The organism is Flavobacterium frigidimaris, from assembly GCF_002217275.1.
Classification (GTDB): domain Bacteria; phylum Bacteroidota; class Bacteroidia; order Flavobacteriales; family Flavobacteriaceae; genus Flavobacterium; species Flavobacterium aquidurense.
This window is the reverse complement of sequence record NZ_MUGV01000015.1, coordinates 265,966-282,712: the sequence shown is the minus strand read 5'-3', so window position 1 is coordinate 282,712 and position 16,747 is coordinate 265,966. Positions and strand designations below refer to the sequence as shown.

The following is a 16,747-nucleotide window of genomic DNA, read 5'->3' as shown; positions in this document are numbered from 1 at the left end:
TCAGAATTATTAAATTAGTTGATTTTATTTGTTAATATTGCCATAATATTTGCACATACTTTTAATTCTTTTCATAGATGACTATATATAGGCACTCCTATTTATTTATACTTTTTTTTGTGATTTTTTCTATTAATGCACAAAGCACAAAGCCAGATTCATATATAGTTGCAAAAGAAGATTCGTATGAGATTGTCGTAAAAAATAATGTTCCTTCTATAATTCTTGCTTCAAAAGAAGTAAAATGGGTAGGTGATAAAAGTGAAAATGCTGTTTTGGGCAATCGAATAAACTATATCGATTCATTTGAAAAAGTTTATGATATAGAAGCGTATAGCATTTCACCAAGTAACAAAAAACAAAAAGTCGGATACATTGGAACTGGAGATCGAGAAATTGGAGATGTCTTTTTTCATGACATGAAATTCAGATATTATAATTTTTTAAATCTGGAAGAAGGTTCCCAAACTTACTCTTTTTATAAAAAGGAATATAAAAAACCCCAGTTTTTAGAAAGCTATTATTTTAAAGATTACCTCGAATGTAAATCTTCTAAAATTGTTTTAAAAGTTTCTAAAGATGTCGAAATCGGCTATACGGAACAAGGTAAATTTGATGAAAAAATTGATTTTTCGACTCAAAAAGAAGGTGATTTCACTGTTTATACCTGGCAATTATTAAATGCTGCTAAAGAAGAAAAAGAAAACGGTTCACCTAGCCCTTCTTATTATAGTCCGCATTTAATTTTTTACATTAAAAATTACAAAACAGCTACCGGTACACAAAATGTTGTTGGTTCTGTAGATAATCTTTATCATTTTTATGCCGAAACCATTAAAAATATTAATAAAGAAGACCAAACGCAGGTAAAAGAAAAAACTGCTGAACTTATTAATGGATTGACTGATAATACGGCAAAAGCAAAAGCTATTTTTGATTATGTTCAGAGTAAAATAAACTATGTTGCCTTTGAAGATGGTATGGGTGGATTTGTTCCTAGAGAAGCCGCTTCAGTATTACAGAAAAAATATGGCGATTGTAAAGATATGGCCAACTTGCTTAATGAAATGTTACACTATGCCGGAATAGAATCGAACATTGCCTGGATTGGAACGCGTCAAAACAATTATACCTACGAAAATGTTCCGAGCCCAATTGTCGATAATCATATGATCACTGTTGCAACAATTGATAATAAAGATATTTTTCTTGATGCTACCGGTCATTTTACTTCATTCCCAAACGTTACCCCGTTTATTCAGGGAAAAGAAGCTTTAGTAAAAACAAATGATGAGAAATACAGAATCATCAAGGTGCCTGTTATTGCAGCTGATAAAAATAAAACTACTGGTAAACTAAAACTTAAATTCGATCAAAATACTATAGTAGGTGAAGCAGATTTTAAGTTAAACGGATTTGTAAAAACGCAATTTATTAGCACTTACAAATCTACTGATGATAAAGATGAAATGCTTAAGGAATACTTAGCGCGTTTCATTCAAAACATTAAAACATCTGATATTGACATTAAAAATGATGATTTATCGCAAAATGCACTTCAAATTTTATATCATTTTGAATTAGAGAAATGGATCAAAAAAACAGACAATCAATTGCTTTTTAAACCAATTCTGTTTTTTCCCTATTCGGATGCACGAATTAATGTTGAGAAAAGAAAAAATCCTTTAGAAAATGACTTTAAAAAATCTTATGAATTTGAATATGAATTCATTATTCCAGCAGGATATTCTTTAGAATTTCTGCCTGAAAATTTCACTTTTAAAAATGATTTTTTCCAGGCAACTATCAACTATAAAAAGGTGAATAATACAATCATGATAGACCAAAAGATGGAGATGAATGTCTTACTGTTAGAAAAAGAAAATTTTGAAACATGGAACACTGCCATTAAAAACATTACGAAACAATACAATCAAAATATTATTCTAGTAAAAAAATGAAACAACTATTAATCTTTATCACTTTATTTTTAACCCAAATTACTTTCGCGCAAGAGGAAGAGGTAAAAAATTATAAATGGGATGAAAACCCGAAATTTAAAGAAATTCCAGCTGAATTTAATTCCTATCCTGCCGTAGTTTTAAAAGACTACCGACTTTATGAAAACAAGGTTGGAGGATACGCCTATAAAGCCTTTATTGTAAAACATCAGGCAATAAAAATCTTATCTGAAGCCGGAATTAATGAATACAACAAAGTTTCCATAAACAATCGTTACGTAAGAGATTACAAAGATTTGAAAGTTAGGGTAATTAAACCAGACGGAAAAATTGAAGAACTTCCGAAAGAAAAAATTCTTGAAAAAGAAGGAACGAAAGAAAAGCAATTTGTTTTTGAAGGTGTGGAAAAAGGAGATATAATCGAATACTATTATGTTATAAAAGATTATCCTGAATTTAGTGGTTCTGAATATTTTCAGAGAGATATTCCTGTGCTTGAAGCTAAATTTCAAATCAATAAAATTGCGCAGGCACAAACTTATACAGCTGCCTATAACGGAATGATTAATCAAAGCAAGGATAAAATTACAATTTATACCGCGTCAAATTTACCTGCTTATAAGTTTGAACGAAATGCCACAAATTTGGCAAATCTTGCCAAAGTTTATTATTTTCTTAATACTTCTAAAGGATATGATTATATAAGCTATTATAATTCTCTTAATAGTTTTGCCGATGGTGTTAGTGCTAAATCAATGATTAAAGATTTCATCGAAAAATTCAAATTAAATGATCCAGGTTTAACAACAGATGAAAAAATAAAAATAATCGATATTTACTTAAAAGAAAATATTGAAATCGACAAACAGTATGTCTATAAAAAGGCGTTGGAGACCAAAAAAATGATGCCAACCATGGTTTTATATTTTTATAAAGACGTTTTAGACTATCTTAAAATCAAATATCAATTTGCGGCTTCTACAGATAAATTTGATGATAAATTTGACAAAGAAAATGTTGTTCCCGATGCCTTATCAGAGATTCTGATTTACATTCCTGAAACAAAAAAATACCTTTCTCCGTTTCAATTCTGGATGCCTTATGGTCAGCCTAATGCTCTTTCTGTAAACAATGATGCTGTTTATTTCAACAAAGAAGATCGTGAGCAGGTTACGTATGAATTCAAAAAAATTGAAAATGTTTTAATGGATGATAATGTTACAAAAGCAACAAGCAACATTACGATTGATGATGATATGGAAACCGTTTTGGTAGATAAAAAAAGTACTTATACAGGTTATCTTGCTTCCTATTTTAGATATGCTTTAAAACGTGTAGCTCAGGATAAAATCAATGATTTTGTTAAAAATAATACTTTTAATGATATTGATGTAGAAGTTCAAAAATATTCTTTTGAAAATCAAGAATACAAAAATAATTATGATCCTGAAAAGCCTTTCACAATCAACAGCGGCATAAAAGTAAAAGAATCCTGGATTGAAAATGCGGGAAAAAACAACTTGATAACTATTGGAAAGGTTTTAGGAAAACAAACCAGTTTACATCAGGAAACGACTAGAACGAATCCGATTGTAATCTCTTATCCGAAGAAAAATATAAACTATATTAATTTAAGTATTCCATCAGGTTACAGCATTAAAAATGTCGCTAATTTAGCTTTTAACAAAGAAATTAAAAATGCTAATAATGACATTATTGGTTCATTTAAATCAACTGCGCAAATCGAAGGAAATACAGTCAAAATAGCTGTGGAAGAATTTTACAATTTTACTTATTTAGAGAAAGAAAAATACAATGAATATCGAGATATGATTGATGCAATCTATGACTTTAATAATGCTTCATTAATTTTAACCCGAAATAATTAAAAAACAACTTCGTCACCAATACTAATAACTCCTGAATTCAAACTAACAATATTAGTTCCGAATAAAACGGAGTTATTTACATTTCGATACTTGCTTAAGGTTTTCAAAGGTTCTTTTTTAACGATGCCTTTTTGCGGATCATTATTTACCATAATACATCTTCCGCATGGCTTTACGTTTTTAAACTGAACTTCTCCAATTTTGAAAGTATCTAAATCGTCTTCTTCATGTTCTTTTTGGGTACTGATTACAATATTTGGACGAAATCTTTTTATGGTAATCTTTTCTTCCAGTTTCTCATTCAAAAAATCAAGACTTTCTGTACCAATTAACAAATAAGGATAACCATCGGCAAGACTTACATTGAAGGTTTCTTTTAATCTTGAACTTTCATGTTTGCGATCTCCGTTTTTCATGATTTTGACCAATTTACATTCAAAACCCAATTGTTCACTAAACCATTTTGAAGTTGCAAAATTTACCTCAACAACTTCGCTTTGATCATCCCAGACATTTACTTTTATAGGAATATCTAAATGTTCTGTCGTGGAAAATTCATGTTTTTGATCCTTAAAAGAAATACTAATTTTTCCGTCTGAAATTTGCGGATAAAACTGACTCATAATAGGATATTCTCTTTGCGTTATCATTTGATTTTCCGCATCTAGCAACATCCAGCGGCGATCGTTTTCAAAGCCCATTTCTTCAGCTTTAGCATTTTGACAGCTAATTCCCGCCAAACTTTTAATCGGATAGATATAAATTTCTTTTACAACATGAATTGTATTCATTTTACTTACTTTTTAAAATAGATATAAATGCATCACGATCAATTTCGCGACAGCCTAAACGCTCTAAATGCGGATTATAAACCTGACAATCTAATAGTCTATAATTTTCCTTTTCTAACTTATTTACCAAAGCAATAAAGGCCACTTTTGAAGCATTAGAAACTTTTGAAAACATACTTTCGCCACAAAAAACATCTCCCAAATCAATTCCGTACAAACCACCAACCAAAACCTCATCCTGCCAAACCTCAACTGATTTTGCAATTCCTTCTGCATGCAATTTACAGTACGCTTCGATCATTTCGTTCGAAATCCAGGTTCCGTCCTGCCCGTCGCGCTTTATTTTTTGACAATTCGAAATTACATCTTCAAAATTTTGATTAAAGGTAACTTTGAATTGATTTCGGTTCAAAATATTACGCATGCTTTTAGAAACGATTAATTCATCTAAAAACAAAACCATTCTGGGATCTGGTGACCACCACAAAATAGGTTCTTCCTCATTAAACCAGGGAAAAATTCCGCTTTTGTAAGCCAGCTTTAATCTTTCCGGATTTAAATCACCACCAATTGCCAGAATACCTTCTTCATCGGCTTCTGAAACGGGAGGGAAAACTATATCTTCAAATAAATAATACATCTTATAAAAAAATTCCTATAATTATAAAAGGGAAATTCCAAAACTAAAATTCCAAATTCCAAAATCTGCTGCTTATACAAAAAATTCCAAATCCCAAACACGAGAATGATTGGAACTTGGAATTTATATTTTTTGGAATTTAAACTTTTAGAAAGGCAAATCGTCTGGTTCGTCTTCGCTTACGTTTGTTGCCGGAGCAAAAGCTTCTGCAGCAGGCATTGGTGCAGTCTGAGCAGGACCTTCTGGAGCTAATCTTTCGATTCTCCAACCTTGAATACTATTAAAATATCTAGTTTCTCCTTGTGGATTAACCCATTCTCTTCCTCTTAAATTGATAGAAACTTTTACCGCCTCACCTTGTTTGTAGCTGCTCAATAAATCACATTTATCCTGAGTAAATTCAATCAAAATATGCTGAGGATATTGCTCGTCTGTTGTAACAACCAACTCTCTTTTTTTGAATGCAGCACTAACTTGTTGCTCTGGATTAACCACTTTTACTTTTCCTGTAACTTCCATCTTCGTCTATATTAATTATTGTTTCTATTCTTATTTTTTGGCTAAAAGCACTTTCCAAGCCGATGAAATATCATCATTATTCAGGTATTTTTTGGCTTCTAAATGAATTTTTTCCTGATCGTCTGAGCTTAAAACTCCTTTCACTGAAAAATTTTCTTTCACAAATATACTAACTTCTTCTGTTGTAGGCAAGGCTTCTATATTACCTAATTTTCCGAGATCATTTCCATCAAAAACCGGACTTTCCTTGACGAAATTCGGAATTACATCTACTCCAACTCCCAAAGTAGTTAACGGTTTTGGCACTTCAAAAAGTCCTTGGTTTGATCTTGAGTACCAATTATTTCCGAGTCGTGAAACCAAATCAATTTTATGCTGATCAATACCATCATTTTCATCTAAAACTGCTTCGTGAATATGAATTTTCACTACTTCGCATAAAACTAAATTTCCTGCTCCGCCTTCCGTTCCTAAAGGAATAATCTGCGTGACTTTGCACTCAAACTGAACCGGAGACTCTTTTACACGATACGGTTTTACCAAATCTGACGGAATTTGTGTCAATCCTGCCTTGATAAATTCGTTTACACCTTCTGCATATTCTGTACTGGCTAAAGATGTTTGTTGTACCAAATTATAATTGACCACATTAATAACCACTTCGCGCGTTGCCTCGACATTAATCAGCGTATGCTTAACTGTATTATCGCGTACACGTCTTGCCGGCGAAAAAATCAAAATGGGTGGATTGGCACTAAATACATTAAAGAAACTAAAAGGCGACAAATTCGGAATTCCTTTTTCGCTCATTGTACTGGCAAAAGCAATTGGTCTCGGCCCTACAGCACTTTGCAGATAACCGTGCAATTTTGCCGTTGAAATCTCTTTTGGATTAATGCTAATCATATTTTCTCTTTTTAACCGAACCTCATTTCGGTATCTGCAAAAGTAGAGAAATCGTTTAATTCAAAGAAATACTTTAAGACATAAAAACAAAAATCTTTGGCAAATAACAAAATATAAAATGTGTTTATTTCGTTATATTTATACCTCAAAAAAATACCTATGTCTTTTTCCGAAAGAAGAAATACTACCCGCTGGATTATCATTTCCATTTCCTTCTTAATCATTTCTCTGATTCTTTGGAATACCTATATCTTTTTTCAGGTTTTCAAAAACGAAGAAAGATTAAAAATGAACCTTTTAGCCAATGCACAGAAGGCTTTGGTCAATGCAGATGAAAACACAGACTTAGATTTACCACTTGAGATTTTAAACAACAATCACTCGGTTCCTGTAATACTGACGATGTATGGTGATAAGATTATCAGTTCTGTCAATGTGCCGGAGAAAATAATGGCCGACAACGAAAAATCACTTTCCTATTTAAGTAACCTAAAGCGAGAAAATGATCCAATTGTTATCGAATACGCTCCCGGGAAATTTCAGAAATTATATTATGGAAATTCTGAGTTAATCAATAAACTCAAGTATTACCCAATTGCTTTATTGCTAATTATCTTTTTGTTTGGTGCTCTAATTTACAATTTTTACAAAAGTACTAAAATGGCCACGCAAAATAAATTATGGGCTGGTATGGCAAAAGAAACGGCTCACCAAATTGGCACGCCGCTTTCATCGCTAATTGGTTGGGTTGAAATTTTAAAAACAGAAGAAATAGATCCATCGATAACATTGGAAATTGTTAAGGATATCGACCGATTGCAAACTATTACAGACCGTTTTTCAAAAATTGGTTCTATTCCTGCTTTAGAAGTCCACGATATTGTCGCTGAAACTTTAAATAGTTATGAATACCTGCAATCACGATTTTCTAAACAAGTCACTTTTTCTTACGATGCTCCAAAAGAACCTGTTTTAGCTATGATAAATCCAACGCTCCATAGCTGGACAATTGAGAATCTCGTTAAAAATGCCATTGATGCCATGAAAGGAAAAGGAACTTTAGATCTTCATATTGAACAAGATGCGCATCATGTTAAAATAAACATCCAAGATTCAGGAACCGGAATTTTAAAAAAACAATTTAAAACCATTTTTGAACCTGGTTTCACTACTAAAAAACGCGGTTGGGGATTAGGGCTTTCCTTAACCAAAAGAATTGTAGAAGAGTATCACAGGGGGAAAATAAAAGTTTTACATTCTGAAATTGGAAAAGGAACGACATTTCAGATTTCACTAAATAAAAAAGAGCAGTAAATTATTTACTGCTCTTTTTTATTTTTTGTCAGACTAAGCGAAGTTGAAGTCCGATATATTTTGCTTTACAAATTCGACTGAATGCTTTTTGCCAAAGCTTCAAACTCCTCTTTAGAAAGAGATACTTTATTTTGAAAACGCATTTCATCCATATGATTTAAAGGAATCAAATGAACGTGTGCGTGAGGAACTTCTAAACCAACAACCGCCATTCCGACTCTTTTACAAGGAACCGTTTTTTCTAAAGCAATTGCAACTTTCTTAGAAAATTTCATTAGTCCCAAATACAATTCATCCTCCATATCAAAAATCTTATCGATTTCTTGTTTCGGAATACAAAGTGTATGCCCTTTTGCATTTGGATTTACATCTAAAAAAGCTAAATAATTATCATCTTCAGCAATTTTATAAGAAGGAATTTCTCCGTTTACTATTTTCGTGAATATAGACATCGTTTATTCGTTTATTCGTTTATTTGGTTAATCGTTTAACCGATTGCACGATTAAACAATTAAACTTAAAAAAATTAGTCTCTTGAGATTTCAAGAATTTCAAATTTCAAAACTCCATTTGGCACTGTAATTTCAGCTACTTCTCCAACGGATTTTCCTAGTAAACCTTTTCCAATAGGAGAAGTTACTGAAATTTTTCCAGTTTTCAGGTCAGCCTCGCTTTCAGCAACAAGTGTATATTTCATTTCCATTCCATTGCCTTGGTTCTTAATTTTTACATTAGAAAGCACCAATGCTTTCGAAACATCTAATTGTGATTCGTCTATTAATCTGGCATTAGAATACACTTCTTCCAGTTTAGCAATTCTCATTTCTAATAAACCCTGTGCTTCTTTTGCTGCATCATATTCGGCGTTTTCAGACAAATCACCTTTATCTCTTGCCTCTGCTATATCTTGAGATGCCTTCGGACGCATTACACTTTTTAAATGCTCCAGCTCATCTTTCAACTTTTTTAATCCTTCTGCTGTATAATAAGATACTTTACTCATAACTTCATCGTTTATATAAATACAAAAAATCCCATCGGGACGGGATTTTGTATTACAAATATACTATTATTTTTAATAGTACATAATTATATGTTAATCATATAAAATTCAAAACTAAATAATTTATTTTTGTTTCTCTAATTCTTATTAAAATAATGAAAAAATTCTGGCTCCTAATCGTATTTGTTTCTGTACTATTCTCTTGTAGCAATAGCGAACGAAGCAATAATAATCCTAACATACCTAATTATTCTGTAAACTTATCTGTAGATATGAACCTGCCTGCCTATTCAAATCTTAAATTTGTAAGCAACGGTGTTATTGTTCCTAATTTTGGAGCAAAAGGAATTATTATTTTTAATGCCGGAGGTACTTATAATGCTTTTGATGCTGCATGCCCAAATCAGGCTGTAAATTCCTGTGCGGCTATGACTATTGATGGTATTAATGCAGTCTGCTCTTGTGATAAAACTTCTTATAGTTTATTTACCGGACTTGGAGGTAAAGAATATCCACTAAAACAATATAGAGTAGAAGTTAACGGAACGTTGATTCACGTTTATAATTAAAAACAAAAAAGCCTGAAAGTTTAAATATTCAGGCTTTTTTGTTTTTATGAGATATTTAGAATTTCAAAGTTAGACCTGCTAAGAAATTAATTCCTGCCTGCGGATAATAGTACGGGTAAACATCATACATGTATCCGTTTGAAACATATTTTTTATCTAAAACATTATTTACCAAACCTGTAATCAATATCGATTTGAAAATTGATTTTGGTTTAATCTCATAAGATATATTCAAATCATTTACAAAATAATCGGCCAGTTTTGCTGCTGGTAATTCGATATTATTCATGTATTGCTCCCCTACATATTTCTGTAATAATGAAATGTGTAAACTTTGAAGAGGACTATAAACAATAATATTTCCTGCGATTACTTCAGGTGAATAGGCAATTTTAGTTGTTCCGTAGTTTTGACCTTCAACAGCCAAATCTACATTTTTGTTACTGCTTAAAGTGAAGTTTGGACGAATCAAAAATTTATCTGAAAGTTTAATTGTCGCATCCACTTCAAAACCTAAACGGTAACTTTTATCCGTATTGGAACGAATTGGCGCACCAACATCGTCTAATGTTCCGGTTAAGATCAATTGATCTTTGTATGCCATATAATAGAAATTCGAATTCAGTTGAAATTTCTCAGAATTGAATCTCCACCCCAATTCAAAATCATTTAGTTTTTCAGGCTTTACATTTCCGCCTTCGTAATCTGTTCTGTTTGGTTCACGATTTGCTCTGGCATATGAAAAGTAAAGGGTGTTTTTTTGATTGATTTCATAGTTCAATCCCGCTTTTGGATTAAAAAAATTAAAATTATCATCTACTAAACCTGTTTCTGCACTATTGGCTTTGTATTTTACATTTCGATATTGTAAATCGCCATAAAAACTTAATTTTTCCGTGAATTGATAATTGGCTTTCGCGAAAATATTCCCGTCTGTTTTTGTAGAGAAATCATCGTAATAATGATCTCCCAATTCTGATTGAGAAGCATATCTCGCCCAGATTACTTTCCCATAATGATCACCTTCGTATTTATTCCAGCCTCCGCCGAAAATAACATCCAGTTTTTCATCTTTGTATTTTACAGAAAAAGTGGTTCCGTAAAAATCATTATCCAACCATTTTTGACGTACTAAATCTGTTGTATTTATAGCATCAACAGGCAGTAAACCATAGTCAGCCATGTCAGCATCTTCTTTATAATTTTCGTAATACCCTTTCCCTTTTGTATAATGAACAGCCAGGTTTGAGCTCCATTTATCAGAGAACGATTCACTCCAATGCAATTGATAGTGGTCTTGCTGATAGTTATCAGTTTCATTATCATAATAACGAGTAATCCCGGCTTCATCTGTATATTCTCCCGAGGAATTGTAAGTTCGGTTTTCATTTAGCTTTTCAGCATCAATTCCGTTCCAGGACTGGTATGTTTTTTCTGTTCCGCCAAAAACTAATGCTTTAATTAAAGTGGTTTTTCCAACATAAGTTCCTTGCAGGAAATAAGACTTCAAATCAGAACTTGCTCTGTCAACATAACCATCAGATTTAATTCTGGACAAACGTCCGGCCAATTCAAAATGATCATTTAACAAGCCTGTACTAAATTTTACTGTATTTTTTTGAGAATTAAAACTTCCATAAGAACTTGAAATTTCCCCATTTGCTTTTGAAGCATAATTGTCTGTCAGCATGTTTAAACTGGCACCAAAAGCTCCGGAACCATTAGTAGATGTTCCAACACCACGCTGCAATTGTAAACTCTCTACAGAAGAAGCAAAATCAGGCATATTTACCCAAAAAGTCCCCTGGCTTTCAGCATCATTATATGGGATTCCGTTGATGGTAACATTAACACGTGTAGCATCGCTTCCGCGGACGCGAATTCCGGTATAACCCATTCCGTTTCCAGCATCAGAAGTTGTAACTACAGAAGGCATATAATTCATAAGAATAGGAATGTCCTGACCCAGATTCCTGTATTTGATGTCTTTTTTATCCAGATTACTAAACGTAACCGGTGTTTTTGTAGTAACACGAACAGCAGAGACCAAAACCTCATCAAGAGAATTTACTTTGGTAGAATCTTTTTCCTGAGCAATAGAGTAAAGAGTAAAGAGTAAAGAAAATAGAGTAAAGAGAATAGACTTTTGGTTCACCTTTGAACCTTTGAACCTTTGTAACTTTGTACCTTTAAGAGAAGTTTTCATCCGTAAAAAAATTACGAATAAAAGGGGGAATTATTCTTTTTGTTAAATTAATAAATGTGTTTCTTACGACAAGATATAGTGTGCACGCTAACAATTGTCGTTTTTTCCCTTAGCGACATTACTCGCTCAGGTTCTTTGGGTATGATCTCAGCTCGTTATTTAGAGCACCCCTTTGAGACAGTGCAAATGTAAACTTAAAAAACCCAAAAATCAAATTCAAAAAAAAGAAATTGCTTCGCCTGTTCGCTGGCGCTCGAGTCCAAATTCCAAAAAACTTCATTATTTAGTTTTCAATTGGAATTTGGAATTTTTATAAATTGGATTTTATTCTAGATTAGGCTTTCTTCTGGATTGCTTTATCTCAGAAATATTCTTTTTGTCTTTAATTCGCTTTTTAATTACAGATTTAGGAATCTTAGTTGCTTTTCGAGCTTTTGGAACATGCAGTCCTTTTTTAATGATTTCTAAAAAACGTTTTACGACAATATCTTTATTTTTAAGTTGACTTCGATCTTCGTCACAATTTAAAATCAGAATATTTTCAGTGGTTAAGCGTGGTGCTGTATTAATCAGCAAAAGCGCTTTTTCTTCTTCAGATAAAGCCTGCGATGTATTCAAATCAAAAGTTAGCACCACTTTTGATGATACTTTATTAACGTTTTGTCCGCCAGCTCCACTGCTGCGGACTGCTTTAAAAGTTAATTCTGCTATGATTTTTTCGCTATCCATTATTGTGGCTGATGTGGCGCTTTTAATAAATCATTTACCGTTTTTACCGGATTAAAAGTTATTAAAGGAACTGCTACAAAAACGGTTAGCCAATTGGCCATCGCACCATTCCATAAGCCTGGCAATTCATAACTTTTAACTGTTTTTCCTTCAAGGGTTTTCTCTACAATAAATCCAGCATCCGGATCTACAAACTGGATTAAATCAAACTTAATGTTTTTATAATTTTTAATTCCGCAAACTAAATCTACCGGATTAAAATGGGTAGCTTCAGCTAAAATTCCTTGTTGTTTTTTATTAGAGTTATCAACCTGAGAAGCTTCTACAATTTGCAAAGAAACTGCCCCTTTATTATTCATTACCCAAAATGGACCACCACCAGGTTCTCCTTCATTTTTAACCATTCCACAAACTCGAATTGGCCGATCCAGCAATTCTTTTAGCTTGGCGATTTTATTTTCAAAAGTGAATTTATTAAAATCATTATTAAGTTTAATATTAAGCTTTTCTGACAAAAAAAGAGTCATTTCACTTAGAGCCTTCTCATTTATTTTTTGTTCTTCAATAGCTCTTAAATAAGCAAAAACTTTTTGTTGTATTTCGATTAAAATACCAGCCAGAGCTTTTTTATACAATGTAATTTTATCAATATGATTCTGAATTACATTATCAATATTTTTAATAAAAATAATATCAGAATCAAGCTGATTCAAATTTTCAATCAAAGCACCATGTCCGCCTGGTCTAAAAACAAGGTTTTCATTTTTATCCCGAACAATTTTATTTTTTGTATCTACCGTTACAGAATCTGTGCTTTTATTCTGATAAGAATAGCCAATATTAATTTGGATTCCAGATACTTTTTCTACTTTCTCTTTCAGTATTGCAACTTCTTTTTCAAATAGCTCCTGATGTGCCTCGGTAACTGTAAAATGAAGATTAGAAACCTGATTTGATGAAGCATAGTGAGAACACTCATTTAAATGTTCTTCTATAGGATTTGCAATACGGTCTTCATATTTATGAAATGGTATAACTGCTTTTGGCTTGTTTGCAAAATCAAAATAGTCAGAAGATAGAAGAAGTTTTATAAAGTAATAATTCTTGTAATCTCTCTCTAATGTTTCAAAATCGGGGTATACCAACTTTAGTTTTTCGTTAAATGTTTCAAAGAAAGGAAACTTATCCATTGCTACAATAAAAATCGATAATTCCTTGTCCTTTTTTCTGTTAATGTAAGCATTTATAGTTTCCTGTTCAATATCAAAATCGTTCAAAAAAGCCCTCAAAAATTTAAACATTCTGGTAGCTGCACCAGAAGCCGGAACGAATTTCTTTATTTTCAGACTTCCTTTTTGACTGTCAAAGAAATTTGCTTTCTCATCAAAGTCAATTTCTGATAATGATACAATACCATTATCAATTGTTGCCGGACTAACTAAATTACTTTTTGTAATTCCGTTTTCGAAAATTTCTAATTGTTTTAAAACTTTATTAAAAGAAATTCCATGATTATAGATCTGAACAAAATCTTCAGAAGAAAAACCATTCTCTTTAGCAAAAGCTAAATCATCAATAATAGCCGTTGCTTTTGCCAGACGACTTTTTTTATTCCCTGAAAGAATAATAAAGGGTTTATTAGTATCAATCAGACTCTGTTTGAAAACCGAAAATACTGTTTCTCGGCCATCTGGCGTATCCCTGATATCATCTTTTTCCCAAGGAACATCAATATCCGTTAGAAAAAATAAATCGTATTCATGTTTTAGTGCTGCTTCATTTAATAAAGGATCACAAAAATCATAATACATCTCAGAAAAAACTTTGGTAACCATTAAGTTGGTATCACAAAAAAGATATTTTTTAGCCAAAGAAAGCTTCTCATTTTCTAATGCAACCTGTCCATAAGCGATAGGAAGCATATCATCAGCAACACAAATATGCTGATTCTCCTCCCATTTTTCTTGTAAATAATCACGTGCAAATTCCGGAACCCACTCGGTTTCGTAATAATCTGCAAGTTGTTTCGCTAAAGTGGTTTTTCCTGTACTCTCAGGTCCAAATAAAGCTATTTTTATGATAGTGGTTTTTTGCTGTCTAAGATTTTTCTCCATTCTAAATAAGCTGAAATAGCTAAAATTGTAAAAATTAAATATTGAAGTGACAACATCCCCAAGCCACGATAAGCGTAAAGAGGCACTACAATAATGTCGCCAATAATCCAAAGTGTCCAGTTTTCGATTTTTTTCCTGGCCATGTACCACATTCCTGCAAAAAATATTCCAGACGAAATCATATCGACATAATTGTCGGGATTGATTTTGTAATCAAAATATTTATAAATGCCGAAAACTACAAAAACAGTAACAAAAAATAATACGATTCCGATTATTTTTTCATTAAAACTTGTGCGCGTAATAGGTAAATTATCTTCAGTTGTTCCTCCTTTTGCCCATACATACCAACCATAAATACTCATGATCGAGAAATATCCGTTGATAATCATATCCCCAATATATCCTGCAATATATAAAAGATATACTGAAATTACTGTAGCAATTAATCCTGTTGGGTAAACCCAGATATTTTCTTTTTTAGCAAACCAGACGCTTAAAATTCCACAAACAAAAACTAAAAACTCTAGCGTAATATGCCATAACGGTGCAGTTTTGTAACTTTCAAGGAAAAAATCAATCATTTGGTTTGGTTGTATGGTTATGATTTAGGATTCAAAAAAGTGGCTGTCGTTTTCAAAAGCAGTTCCAATAACTACTAAATCAGCGCCAGCTTTATAGGCTTTTTGAATTCCGTGCAAATCTACAATTCCTCCGCCAACAATTATAGGAATTTCTATATTTTGCGCAATTAACTGTATCATTTCCAGTGGCACTGCATTCTTGGCGCCACTTCCCGCCTCTAAATACATCAATTTATTACCCAACATTTCTCCAGCCAAAGCTGTGGCCAAAACCAAATCAAGATTTTCACGATTAAGTGGTTTTGTTTTACTTACCCGCGCTACTGCTGTTTCATTACCACTTTCTATTAAAATATATCCCGTTGAAATAACCTCAAGATTTGTCTTTTTTAAAATTGGTGCTGCCTGAACCTGATATTCAATTAAATAATCCGGATTTCGCCCAGACAACAATGACAAAAACAAAATAGCATCTGCCTGAGGTGAAATCTGTGACGGATCACCGGGAAATATCACAACGGGCAAATTTGTTTTTTGTTTTAATTCGGCCAACAAATCTTCTAAAATTGTAGCCTTTACAATACTGCCTCCGACAAATATATGTGTAGCAGGAGATTGCTTTATTTTAACTACTAAATGATCTAAATTTTCCCATACAATCTTATCCGGATCTAAAAGTATAGCCAGCAATTTTTGACCATTCTTTTTAGCTTCTAAAATCTGTTGGTGTATGTTGGATATTTTTTGTTTCATAACGGGCGTAAAAGTAAAAGTTTTTTAATGCAGAAGAACTATTTTGAATGAATTATATTTGTGCAATAGCTTTTGATAACTAAAAAAATGAAGGCATGATTGCTCCTGAACTATTAGAAAAATATGGTGCTTTAAAAAAGTCTTTTGACAAAAATGAAATTATTTTTGAAGAAGGAAATTTGCCTACTCATTATTATCAGATTCTTTCCGGAGAAGTAAAAATGAGTAATTACAATGATGATGGCAGAGAATTTATTCAGGGAATTTTTTATAAAGAACAATCTTTTGGAGAACCTCCCCTGTTTTTAAATCAAAAGTATCCGGCAAATGCTATTGCAGTTGATTATTCAGAAATTCTTCTTCTTCCTAAAAACAATTTCCTGAAATTACTGGAAGAAAACCCCGTGATAAGCCTTAAAATAATCGAAAATCTAGCACAGCGCTTGTATTATAAATCAGTTATGGCGGCTGAAATGTCAACTCAGGAACCAGAGCACAGAGTTTTGAAATTAATAGATCACGGAATCGCTTATTTTAATTTTAAAAAAGACAGCAACGGTTACCTCATTAATTTTACCAGACAACAAATTGGAGACTTAACCGGCTTGCGTGTCGAAACGGTAATTAGAACCATAAAAGCTTTGGAGAAAAAAGGTCTTTTGAAGATTATAAACAGAAAAGTATACAGATAAAATAGTTGCTGTTTTATGATTAAAGTCATAAAATGGAGTTTGATTGTGCTTGTACCTTTGTAGTATAAAAATCACAA

General features: G+C 32.3%; 16 protein-coding genes. 5 read left to right on the top strand and 11 right to left on the bottom strand.

Translation table 11 applies throughout. From position 1 onward, the window contains the following. Nucleotides 1-119 precede the first annotated feature (119 nt). Together B0A65_RS08740 and B0A65_RS08735 are read left to right on the top strand one after the other, a co-directional pair. Nucleotides 120-1,961 carry a transglutaminase-like domain-containing protein gene (locus B0A65_RS08740; RefSeq protein WP_207556415.1) on the top strand — a complete coding sequence of 614 codons (1,842 nt, stop codon included), beginning with the start codon at nt 120-122 and terminating at the stop codon, nt 1,959-1,961. Then, nucleotides 1,958-3,850 carry a DUF3857 domain-containing protein gene (locus tag B0A65_RS08735; RefSeq protein ID WP_074660514.1) on the top strand — a complete coding sequence of 631 codons (1,893 nt, stop codon included), beginning with the start codon at nt 1,958-1,960 and terminating at the stop codon, nt 3,848-3,850. The genes B0A65_RS08740 and B0A65_RS08735 overlap by 4 nt, the downstream gene beginning before the upstream one ends. Here B0A65_RS08735 and B0A65_RS08730 read toward each other — a convergent pair. From B0A65_RS08730 to B0A65_RS08715, 4 genes are all read right to left on the bottom strand, one after another. Then, nucleotides 3,847-4,641, bottom strand: coding sequence for an MOSC domain-containing protein (locus B0A65_RS08730; protein ID WP_074660513.1), 795 nt, complete (start codon nt 4,639-4,641; stop codon nt 3,847-3,849). The genes B0A65_RS08735 and B0A65_RS08730 overlap by 4 nt on opposite strands. Before the next feature lies 1 nt (nt 4,642). After that, on the bottom strand, nt 4,643-5,281 hold the full coding sequence (aat, locus tag B0A65_RS08725; RefSeq protein ID WP_074660512.1) for a leucyl/phenylalanyl-tRNA--protein transferase: 639 nt from the start codon (nt 5,279-5,281) through the stop codon (nt 4,643-4,645). A 147-nt stretch (nt 5,282-5,428) separates the two neighbouring features. Next, on the bottom strand, nt 5,429-5,800 hold the full coding sequence (locus tag B0A65_RS08720; protein ID WP_074660511.1) for a DUF3127 domain-containing protein: 372 nt from the start codon (nt 5,798-5,800) through the stop codon (nt 5,429-5,431). 30 nt (nt 5,801-5,830) lie between these two features. After that, entirely contained in the window at nt 5,831-6,706 is an 876-nt protein-coding gene (locus B0A65_RS08715; protein WP_074660510.1) for a flavin reductase family protein, read from the bottom strand. A gap of 159 nt (nt 6,707-6,865) precedes the next feature. Here B0A65_RS08715 and B0A65_RS08710 point away from each other — a divergent pair, with 159 nt between their 5' ends. Continuing rightward, nucleotides 6,866-8,020 (top strand): sensor histidine kinase, encoded by a 1,155-nt coding sequence (locus B0A65_RS08710; protein ID WP_074660509.1) that lies wholly within the window; start codon nt 6,866-6,868, stop codon nt 8,018-8,020. 65 nt (nt 8,021-8,085) lie between these two features. On the opposite strand, the gene B0A65_RS08705 is transcribed toward B0A65_RS08710, so the two are convergent. Then, nucleotides 8,086-8,472 carry an HIT family protein gene (locus B0A65_RS08705; protein ID WP_074660508.1) on the bottom strand — a complete coding sequence of 129 codons (387 nt, stop codon included), beginning with the start codon at nt 8,470-8,472 and terminating at the stop codon, nt 8,086-8,088. Nucleotides 8,473-8,546: 74 nt separating this feature from the next. Next, nucleotides 8,547-9,023 (bottom strand): transcription elongation factor GreA, encoded by a 477-nt coding sequence (greA, locus tag B0A65_RS08700; protein WP_026983761.1) that lies wholly within the window; start codon nt 9,021-9,023, stop codon nt 8,547-8,549. A 155-nt stretch (nt 9,024-9,178) separates the two neighbouring features. Here greA and B0A65_RS08695 point away from each other — a divergent pair, with 155 nt between their 5' ends. Then, entirely contained in the window at nt 9,179-9,592 is a 414-nt protein-coding gene (locus B0A65_RS08695) for a Rieske (2Fe-2S) protein (protein ID WP_074660507.1), read from the top strand. Nucleotides 9,593-9,647: 55 nt separating this feature from the next. Here the strand turns inward: B0A65_RS08695 and B0A65_RS08690 are convergent, their stop codons facing one another. From B0A65_RS08690 to B0A65_RS08670, 5 genes are all read right to left on the bottom strand, one after another. Further along, nucleotides 9,648-11,798 (bottom strand): TonB-dependent receptor, encoded by a 2,151-nt coding sequence (locus tag B0A65_RS08690; RefSeq protein ID WP_074660506.1) that lies wholly within the window; start codon nt 11,796-11,798, stop codon nt 9,648-9,650. 324 nt (nt 11,799-12,122) lie between these two features. Then, nucleotides 12,123-12,527, bottom strand: coding sequence for an alternative ribosome rescue aminoacyl-tRNA hydrolase ArfB (gene arfB, locus B0A65_RS08685; protein ID WP_074660505.1), 405 nt, complete (start codon nt 12,525-12,527; stop codon nt 12,123-12,125). Further along, nucleotides 12,527-14,641 (bottom strand): DUF4301 family protein, encoded by a 2,115-nt coding sequence (locus tag B0A65_RS08680; RefSeq protein WP_074660504.1) that lies wholly within the window; start codon nt 14,639-14,641, stop codon nt 12,527-12,529. The genes arfB and B0A65_RS08680 overlap by 1 nt, the downstream gene beginning before the upstream one ends. Next, complete coding sequence (gene pnuC, locus B0A65_RS08675; protein ID WP_074660503.1) at nt 14,602-15,225, bottom strand: nicotinamide riboside transporter PnuC; 624 nt, start codon at nt 15,223-15,225, stop codon at nt 14,602-14,604. Before pnuC ends, B0A65_RS08680 begins: the two co-directional genes overlap by 40 nt. A 24-nt stretch (nt 15,226-15,249) precedes the next feature. Further along, nucleotides 15,250-15,978: a geranylgeranylglyceryl/heptaprenylglyceryl phosphate synthase gene (locus B0A65_RS08670; RefSeq protein ID WP_074660502.1), complete on the bottom strand. Its 729-nt coding sequence runs from the start codon at nt 15,976-15,978 to the stop codon at nt 15,250-15,252. 95 nt (nt 15,979-16,073) lie between these two features. Here B0A65_RS08670 and B0A65_RS08665 point away from each other — a divergent pair, with 95 nt between their 5' ends. Further along, nucleotides 16,074-16,670 (top strand): Crp/Fnr family transcriptional regulator, encoded by a 597-nt coding sequence (locus B0A65_RS08665; RefSeq protein ID WP_074660501.1) that lies wholly within the window; start codon nt 16,074-16,076, stop codon nt 16,668-16,670. Nucleotides 16,671-16,747 lie beyond the last annotated feature (77 nt).

What these genes read in the sequence shown, in the direction of transcription:
- B0A65_RS08695 (WP_074660507.1), top strand. Translation starts at nt 9,179, where the DNA reads ATGAAAAAATTCTGGCTCCTAATCGTATTTGTTTCTGTACTATTCTCT.
- B0A65_RS08720 (WP_074660511.1), bottom strand. Translation starts at nt 5,800, where the DNA reads ATGGAAGTTACAGGAAAAGTAAAAGTGGTTAATCCAGAGCAACAAGTT.
- B0A65_RS08705 (WP_074660508.1), bottom strand. Translation starts at nt 8,472, where the DNA reads ATGTCTATATTCACGAAAATAGTAAACGGAGAAATTCCTTCTTATAAA.
- B0A65_RS08730 (WP_074660513.1), bottom strand. Translation starts at nt 4,641, where the DNA reads ATGAATACAATTCATGTTGTAAAAGAAATTTATATCTATCCGATTAAA.
- B0A65_RS08690 (WP_074660506.1), bottom strand. Translation starts at nt 11,798, where the DNA reads ATGAAAACTTCTCTTAAAGGTACAAAGTTACAAAGGTTCAAAGGTTCA.
- aat (WP_074660512.1), bottom strand. Translation starts at nt 5,281, where the DNA reads ATGTATTATTTATTTGAAGATATAGTTTTCCCTCCCGTTTCAGAAGCC.
- B0A65_RS08680 (WP_074660504.1), bottom strand. Translation starts at nt 14,641, where the DNA reads ATGGAGAAAAATCTTAGACAGCAAAAAACCACTATCATAAAAATAGCT.
- arfB (WP_074660505.1), bottom strand. Translation starts at nt 12,527, where the DNA reads ATGGATAGCGAAAAAATCATAGCAGAATTAACTTTTAAAGCAGTCCGC.
- pnuC (WP_074660503.1), bottom strand. Translation starts at nt 15,225, where the DNA reads ATGATTGATTTTTTCCTTGAAAGTTACAAAACTGCACCGTTATGGCAT.
- B0A65_RS08670 (WP_074660502.1), bottom strand. Translation starts at nt 15,978, where the DNA reads ATGAAACAAAAAATATCCAACATACACCAACAGATTTTAGAAGCTAAA.
- B0A65_RS08735 (WP_074660514.1), top strand. Translation starts at nt 1,958, where the DNA reads ATGAAACAACTATTAATCTTTATCACTTTATTTTTAACCCAAATTACT.
- B0A65_RS08715 (WP_074660510.1), bottom strand. Translation starts at nt 6,706, where the DNA reads ATGATTAGCATTAATCCAAAAGAGATTTCAACGGCAAAATTGCACGGT.
- greA (WP_026983761.1), bottom strand. Translation starts at nt 9,023, where the DNA reads ATGAGTAAAGTATCTTATTATACAGCAGAAGGATTAAAAAAGTTGAAA.
- B0A65_RS08710 (WP_074660509.1), top strand. Translation starts at nt 6,866, where the DNA reads ATGTCTTTTTCCGAAAGAAGAAATACTACCCGCTGGATTATCATTTCC.
- B0A65_RS08665 (WP_074660501.1), top strand. Translation starts at nt 16,074, where the DNA reads ATGATTGCTCCTGAACTATTAGAAAAATATGGTGCTTTAAAAAAGTCT.